This is a genomic window from Ewingella sp. C233 (genome assembly GCF_055407225.1).
Genome location: NZ_JBUZRI010000007.1, coordinates 119,679 through 126,435, shown reverse-complemented (window position 1 = coordinate 126,435; position 6,757 = coordinate 119,679). Strand labels below are relative to the sequence as shown.

The window sequence follows — 6,757 nt, the reverse complement described above, 5'->3', positions numbered from 1 at the left end:
CTGACCCCATGCCGAACTCAGAAGTGAAACGCCGTAGCGCCGATGGTAGTGTGGGGTCTCCCCATGCGAGAGTAGGGAACTGCCAGGCATCAAATTAGTGGAAAACCTCAGTCGAAAGACTGGGGTTTTTTGCTATGGGGAGTTTGAAGAAGAGTTAGCAATTTTCTCTCATAAAAGGTAAGAACTGAGGAGTTTTGTACGTTTTAGCAGCAACACCTGACACGAGTCTACTTGTTAGCCAGCCATTGGATTATAAACTGACCAATAACTGCAGTATTATTGAGATCTAAAAGCGGTAAATGATGGTCAAGATAACTATCACTTGCGACGGCGATAACTCTGCAATCGATCAAATTCTCAAATGGCTTAGCGATCTCTTCGCGATAAAGCGCGATTTTATCAATATCCTCGTGTTTGAAACCTTCTACTAAGATCATATCCAGTGAACGACTTTCGAACCGGCTGGCGAGATACTGCAGGTTTAGCGTTTCCTGCGCGGGTGTTTCCGCCATCAGTGCCCACCGTTGATGACTCGCCACCATAGTCTGATGTGCCCCTGCTTTTCTGAGCTCGAAGCTGTCCTTGCCAGGAGTATCAACATCCACGTCATGGTGCGTATGTTTAATCAATCCCACGCGAACCCCCTGACTGCTCAGATAAGGGATGAGTTTTTTTAAAAGCGTAGTTTTACCGGTACCACTGTAGGCAATGATCCCAAGTAAAGGAATGGATGTGGTAATACTCATTGAAAATCACCTTGTTCGATTTGCCACTGAACAACATCTGCCGGAGTATTGAGATTAGCGAACGCATTTTTTCCATTGAACACAACGGGAATAGCATTGATCTGATTGAGGAAGAACATCACCTTTCGCTCACCACTGGTGAGATATGCCTCTAAAGCGGGAATCAGATTTTTATTCAATAAACATAACGTCGGGTGTTTGCGATACAAATCTCTGGCATATAATCCCTGCTGCCCATCTTTGTGCTGCCAAAATACTTCAGCAAGATTCGCAGGGAATGCGGGTACATCACAAGGAACGAACAATCCCCATTGCGTGGTCATAGCGTTCAGCCCGGCCAGCATTCCCGCCAGCGGGCCTGAATAATCTTGCGTCAAGTCAGGTACAACTTCAAAATGTTGCCCATACTGGTGTTGATTTTGATTACTATTGATCAATATCTCACCAACCATTGGCCTCAGCCTTTCGGCGATATGTTCGAATAAATGTTTCCCGGCGATTGTCACCAATCCCTTGTCCTCTCCCATTCTGGTTGAGCGGCCGCCCGCCAGAATGACCCCTGTGATATCGGTCTTATTCATAACATATCTCTCCGCAAGCGATGATTCCGGCAATTGTAACGTTAAACCCATAATGGGCTGGTTTTCCTCGCGCTGTATAACTGCTGCTTTCCCTGATCTTATAAGCCTGATATTTTGTGTGACTACTGCACATGAAAGGATTTTCTATGAAAGAGCATCGCGTTAATGAGCTGATTGAATTACTTCACCCAGCCTGGAAGAACGATTCTGACCTTAATTTACTGCAATTCTTGCAGAAACTGGCGACTGAATGTGGCTATCAAGGGGCGCTTACCGATTTAAGCGATGATATGTTGATCTATCACCTCAAGATGCGTGGGAGTGAGAGCACTGCTGAGATCCCCGGCCTGAAAAAAGACTACGAAGATGATTTTAAAACCGCCATTTTGCGCGCCCGCGGGATCATTAAGGATTGATGTAAACTTATGTGAACTTCATGCGACATGCCAAAAATAGATGATACTATTTCGCACTATCACTTTTCCGTGCGGCCTATCTGAATGAAGTTATGAATAATTCTGCTTTCAATTTTCAGGCATTGTCGCCAGATCTGATCCTTGATGCGTTAGAAAGCGTTGGCTTGATGGCAGAGTCAGGGTTGATTGCGTTGAACAGTTATGAAAACCGTGTTTATCAGTTTTTGTGTGAAGACAAAAAGCGTTACGTGGTGAAGTTCTACCGTCCGGAGCGCTGGAGTGAAGCACAAATTCTTGAGGAACACGCTTTTTCGGAGGATATGTCTGATACTGAAATACCTGCCGTCGCGCCCCTGAATATACAAGGCCAAACCCTTCACTCTCATCAGGGTTACCTTTTCACTATATTTCCCAGCGTCGGTGGCCGCCAGTATGAGATTGATAACCTCGACCAACTGGAATGGGTAGGCCGTTTTCTGGGCCGTATTCATCAGGTTGGAAGTGAAAGTCTATTTGTAGCCCGCCCAACTATGGGCCTGGATGAATACCTCACTCAACCCCGTACCGTATTCGAGAGCACCTCGCTAATTCCTAAGCGCCAACGTGCTTCATTCCTTGCTACTACAGATACACTCATCGCAACCATAAGCGAATATTGGCATGATGACTGGCAACCGCTGCGTTTGCATGGCGACTGTCACCCAGGGAACATTCTCTGGCGCGATGGCCCGCTGTTTGTCGACCTGGATGATGCCCGCAATGGCCCAGCAGTACAGGATCTGTGGATGCTGTTACATGGTGATATCAGCGAACAGCGACTTCAGCTGGATATATTGCTGGAAGCCTATGGTGAGTTCGCCGAGTTTGATACCCGCCAGCTGTCGCTGATTGAACCGCTACGCGCCATGCGTATGGTCTATTATCTGGCATGGGTTGCACGTCGCTGGGAAGATCCGGCTTTTCCTAAAAGTTTCCCGTGGATGAAAGACGAAGACTTTTGGTTAGGTCAGGCTGCGGCGTTTACAGAGCAAGTTAAAAAATTACGGGCACCACCTCTACAGTTGATGCCAATGTACTGAGTGTGAATAAACGTTAAAAGTTTAATTAATTGGAGATAGGCTTTATATGAAAAAGATATTCTTGGCACTGATTGGTATGGTTATGGCCTTCAGCGCAACGGCTGCACAATTTTCTAATGGCGCACAATACGTTACCCTGGATAAACCGGTTGCGGGTGAACCTCAGGTTCTCGAATTCTTCTCATTCTATTGCCCGCACTGTTATCAGTTCGAGCAGGTATGGCATGTTTCAGACAGTATTAAAAAGAATCTGCCTAAAGATGTGAAATATGCAAAATACCACGTTGAATTTCTGGGACCGTTGGGCAAGCAGCTAACTCAGGCATGGGCTGTAGCTATCGCGCTGGGCGTGGAAGATAAAGTCAGCCCGCTGATGTTTGATGCGGTACAAAAACAACAGTCTGTACAGACCCCTGATGACATCCGCAAAGTCTTTATTCAGGCTGGTGTTAAAGGCGAGGAATATGATTCCGCGCTCAATAGCTTTGTTGTGAAATCTCTGGTTGTACAACAAGAGAAAGCCGCTGCAGATCTTGGTTTGCAAGGCGTGCCATCTGTATTTGTTAATGGCAAATATATGGTTAAAAATGACGGGCTTGATACCAGTTCAATGGATATGTACGTCAAACAATATTCAGATGTTATCAATTTCTTGTCTGCCAAAAAGTAATTTTTCTTCAAAAAAAACGCCAGCCATGTGCTGGCGTTTTCATTTTCGAATCTCCGCAGTCATGACAAGTAGCGTCGTTAAACTTGTTGTCATATATATATTGAATTTCGTGGTTTTATAAAAATTATTTTATTGTATCCACATTCGCGATTAAAGTTACGTGACAGCGTTATTGTGATGACAGTTCAGTTAACCTCCTGAAAGCCTGAGTTAAAAATAACGCGTCATTCTCAATTGTACTAAATTGCGGACATGGGGTGATTTTTACTCACACAGTTATCCACAGGAAGATCCCGCGAGATCCCTCGCAAGTTTGTTACCAATTTCTCTCTCATGGTTCGCCTTTATCCCCAGCTATGGCATCCTTAGGGTATGTCCGATCACGAATAAAGAAGAGTTATGGCCCAGATAGCAGAGAATCCACTTATCCTGGTAGACGGTTCGTCTTACCTTTACCGCGCCTACCATGCGTTTCCACCGCTGACCAACTCAGTCGGGGAACCCACTGGCGCGATGTACGGTGTGCTGAATATGCTGCGCAGCTTGTTGCTGCAATACACCCCCAGCCATGTCGCCGTCGTTTTTGATGCGAAGGGGAAAACCTTCCGTGACGAACTCTTTGCCCAATATAAATCTCACCGTCCGCCCATGCCTGATGACTTACGCGCCCAGATAGAGCCGCTGCACCAAATGGTGAAGGCGATGGGGTTGCCTTTGTTGGTGGTTTCCGGCGTTGAGGCAGACGATGTCATTGGTACTCTGGCTCTTGAAGCCGAAAAGGCCGGTCACGCTGTGCTTATCAGCACCGGTGATAAAGATATGGCGCAGCTGGTTACGCCGGGTGTGACCCTGATTAACACCATGAATAATGCGATTCTTGGCCCGGATGAAGTGGTCGAGAAGTACGGCGTACCCCCCGAGTTAATTATTGATTTCCTGGCACTCATGGGCGACTCATCAGACAATATTCCCGGTGTGCCCGGTGTGGGCGAGAAAACGGCTCAGGCGTTATTACAGGGAATTGGCGGTCTTGACGCGCTGTATGCCGATTTGGATAAAATCGCCACACTCAGTTTTCGCGGTGCCAAAACCATGGCGGCTAAACTGGGTGAGAATAAAGAGGTGGCTTATCTCTCTTATCAGCTGGCAACCATCAAAACAGACGTCGAGCTGGATATCACCTGCGACAAACTCAATGTCGTCGAGCCGGATGCCGCTGAGTTACACACCCTGTTTGCCCGTTATGAATTTAAACGCTGGTTAGCCGATGTCGAAGCCGGAACCTGGCTGAGTGGCAAGAAGGGCTCCGCCAAAGCGACAGCCAGTAAGAAAAAGGGCGCACCGGAAATTGATATTGTCGTTAATGATCCTGTTGAGCGCACACAGCTGTCTCAGGAAGGTTACGTTACTATCCTCGATCAGGCGACGCTGGACGAATGGATTGGTTATCTGAAAACCTCCGATGTGTTTGCTTTCGATACCGAAACTGACGGTCTGGATACCCTCACCGCGAATCTGATAGGTCTCTCATTCGCCGTTGAGCCGGGCAAGGCCGCCTATCTTCCTGTTGCCCATGACTACCTCGATTCACCGCCACAGCTCGATCGTAATACCGTATTGGCGCAGCTCAAGCCACTACTGGAAGATGAGAAACAACTCAAAGTGGGGCAGAACCTTAAGTTCGATCGTGGGATTTTGTTGCGATACGATATCGAGATGAAAGGTATTGCCTTCGATACCATGCTGGAGTCCTATGTGCTGGACAGTGTGTCGGGGCGTCACGATATGGATAGCCTCGCGGATCGCTATCTTGGCCATAAAACGGTGAGTTTTGAAGAAATTGCAGGTAAAGGAAAAAATCAGCTCACCTTTAATCAAATTGCGCTGGAGCAGGCGGCACCTTATGCCGCTGAAGATGCTGACGTCACCCTGCAGTTGCATCAGACGCTTTGGCCGAAAATCCAGGAAAGCAAAGAGCTCACGACGGTCTTCAATGATATTGAAATGCCGCTGGTTCCTGTGTTGTCGCATATCGAGCGTACCGGTGTGCTTATCGACCAACACATTCTTGCCGCACACTCTAAAGAGCTGACCCTGCGTCTGGCTGAACTGGAAACCAAAGCTCACGAGCTGGCCGAAGAGCCTTTTAATCTCTCTTCCACAAAACAGCTACAGGCCATCCTGTATGAAAAGCAAAAGCTGCCAATCCTGAAGAAAACTCCAGGCGGTGCTCCTTCAACAAATGAAGAAGTGCTGGCCGAACTCGCGCTGGATTACCCACTGCCGAAAGTGATTTTGGAATATCGCGGTCTGGCGAAACTGAAATCGACGTATACCGATAAACTGCCGCTGATGATTAATCCGCAATCGGGCCGCGTACACACTTCGTACCATCAGGCAGTCACAGCCACTGGGCGACTGTCTTCCAGCGATCCAAACCTGCAAAATATCCCGGTACGTAACGAAGAAGGCCGTCGTATTCGTCAGGCATTCATCGCGCCGAAGGATCACTGCATTGTGGCCGCTGACTATTCGCAAATCGAACTGCGCATCATGGCGCACCTTTCTAAAGACGAAGGGTTATTGAAAGCATTTGCGGAAGGTAAAGACATTCATAAAGCGACCGCGGCAGAAGTCTTCGGCACGGCGCTGGATAGCGTCACCGGTGAACAGCGCCGCAGCGCGAAGGCCATTAACTTTGGCCTGATTTATGGTATGAGCGCTTTTGGCTTGTCGCGTCAGCTTAATATTCCGCGTAAAGAATCGCAGCGCTATATGGATCTGTACTTCGAACGCTACCCGGGCGTGCTGGAGTATATGGAGCGTACCCGCACACAAGCTTCTGAGAAGGGCTATGTTGAGACGCTGGATGGTCGCCGTCTCTACCTGCCAGACATCAAGTCGAGCAACGCCATGCGCCGTAAGGGTGCCGAGCGTGCTGCTATCAACGCCCCAATGCAGGGTACCGCTGCGGATATCATCAAAAGAGCGATGATTAAAGTGGCTGACTGGTTGCTGCAACCGGATGCGCCGCGTGCCCGTATCATCATGCAGGTTCACGATGAACTGGTATTTGAAGTGCATAACGATGATGTGGATGTGGTCAGCGAAAAGGTCCGCAGCCTGATGGAAGGCAGTATGCAACTGGCGGTTCCACTGAAAGTTGAGGTGGGTGTTGGTAAGAATTGGGATGAAGCTCACTAAGTGAAGATAAATTAAGCGGTTTATGTAATTTAGCTACATAAATCCAGGGCGATTTTATGAA

Annotated in this window: 6 protein-coding genes and 1 rRNA gene; 5 read left to right on the top strand and 2 right to left on the bottom strand. The window is 48.0% G+C overall.

Translation table 11 applies throughout. From position 1 onward, the window contains the following. Positions 1-88, top strand: a 5S ribosomal RNA gene (gene rrf / locus ACZRKO_RS21520); the annotation flags it as partial. Between the two features lie 139 nt (positions 89-227). Here rrf and mobB read toward each other — a convergent pair. Both mobB and mobA read right to left on the bottom strand, forming a co-directional pair. Continuing rightward, positions 228-746, bottom strand: coding sequence for a molybdopterin-guanine dinucleotide biosynthesis protein MobB (gene mobB, locus ACZRKO_RS21515; RefSeq protein ID WP_463739276.1), 519 nt, complete (start codon positions 744-746; stop codon positions 228-230). Beyond that, positions 743-1,327: a molybdenum cofactor guanylyltransferase MobA gene (gene mobA, locus ACZRKO_RS21510; protein ID WP_463739275.1), complete on the bottom strand. Its 585-nt coding sequence runs from the start codon at positions 1,325-1,327 to the stop codon at positions 743-745. The genes mobB and mobA overlap by 4 nt, the downstream gene beginning before the upstream one ends. Before the next feature lie 146 nt (positions 1,328-1,473). Between mobA and ACZRKO_RS21505 the strand changes: the two genes are divergently transcribed. The 4 genes from ACZRKO_RS21505 (at position 1,474) to polA (ending at position 6,696) form a co-directional block, all read left to right on the top strand. Continuing rightward, positions 1,474-1,743 carry a YihD family protein gene (locus ACZRKO_RS21505; protein ID WP_463739274.1) on the top strand — a complete coding sequence of 90 codons (270 nt, stop codon included), beginning with the start codon at positions 1,474-1,476 and terminating at the stop codon, positions 1,741-1,743. 92 nt (positions 1,744-1,835) lie between these two features. After that, positions 1,836-2,822 carry a serine/threonine protein kinase gene (locus ACZRKO_RS21500; RefSeq protein ID WP_463739273.1) on the top strand — a complete coding sequence of 329 codons (987 nt, stop codon included), beginning with the start codon at positions 1,836-1,838 and terminating at the stop codon, positions 2,820-2,822. Between the two features lie 46 nt (positions 2,823-2,868). Further along, a complete protein-coding gene (gene dsbA / locus ACZRKO_RS21495) occupies positions 2,869-3,492 on the top strand; it encodes a thiol:disulfide interchange protein DsbA (RefSeq protein WP_463739272.1) in 624 nt (207 codons plus the stop codon). Between the two features lie 399 nt (positions 3,493-3,891). Then, positions 3,892-6,696, top strand: a complete 2,805-nt coding sequence (gene polA / locus ACZRKO_RS21490; protein ID WP_463739271.1) for a DNA polymerase I — start codon at positions 3,892-3,894, stop codon at positions 6,694-6,696. Positions 6,697-6,757 lie beyond the last annotated feature (61 nt).

Coding starts and splice junctions, on each gene's coding strand:
- mobB (WP_463739276.1), bottom strand. CDS start 746: ATGAGTATTACCACATCCATTCCTTTACTTGGGATCATTGCCTACAGT.
- mobA (WP_463739275.1), bottom strand. CDS start 1,327: ATGAATAAGACCGATATCACAGGGGTCATTCTGGCGGGCGGCCGCTCA.
- ACZRKO_RS21505 (WP_463739274.1), top strand. CDS start 1,474: ATGAAAGAGCATCGCGTTAATGAGCTGATTGAATTACTTCACCCAGCC.
- ACZRKO_RS21500 (WP_463739273.1), top strand. CDS start 1,836: ATGAATAATTCTGCTTTCAATTTTCAGGCATTGTCGCCAGATCTGATC.
- dsbA (WP_463739272.1), top strand. CDS start 2,869: ATGAAAAAGATATTCTTGGCACTGATTGGTATGGTTATGGCCTTCAGC.
- polA (WP_463739271.1), top strand. CDS start 3,892: ATGGCCCAGATAGCAGAGAATCCACTTATCCTGGTAGACGGTTCGTCT.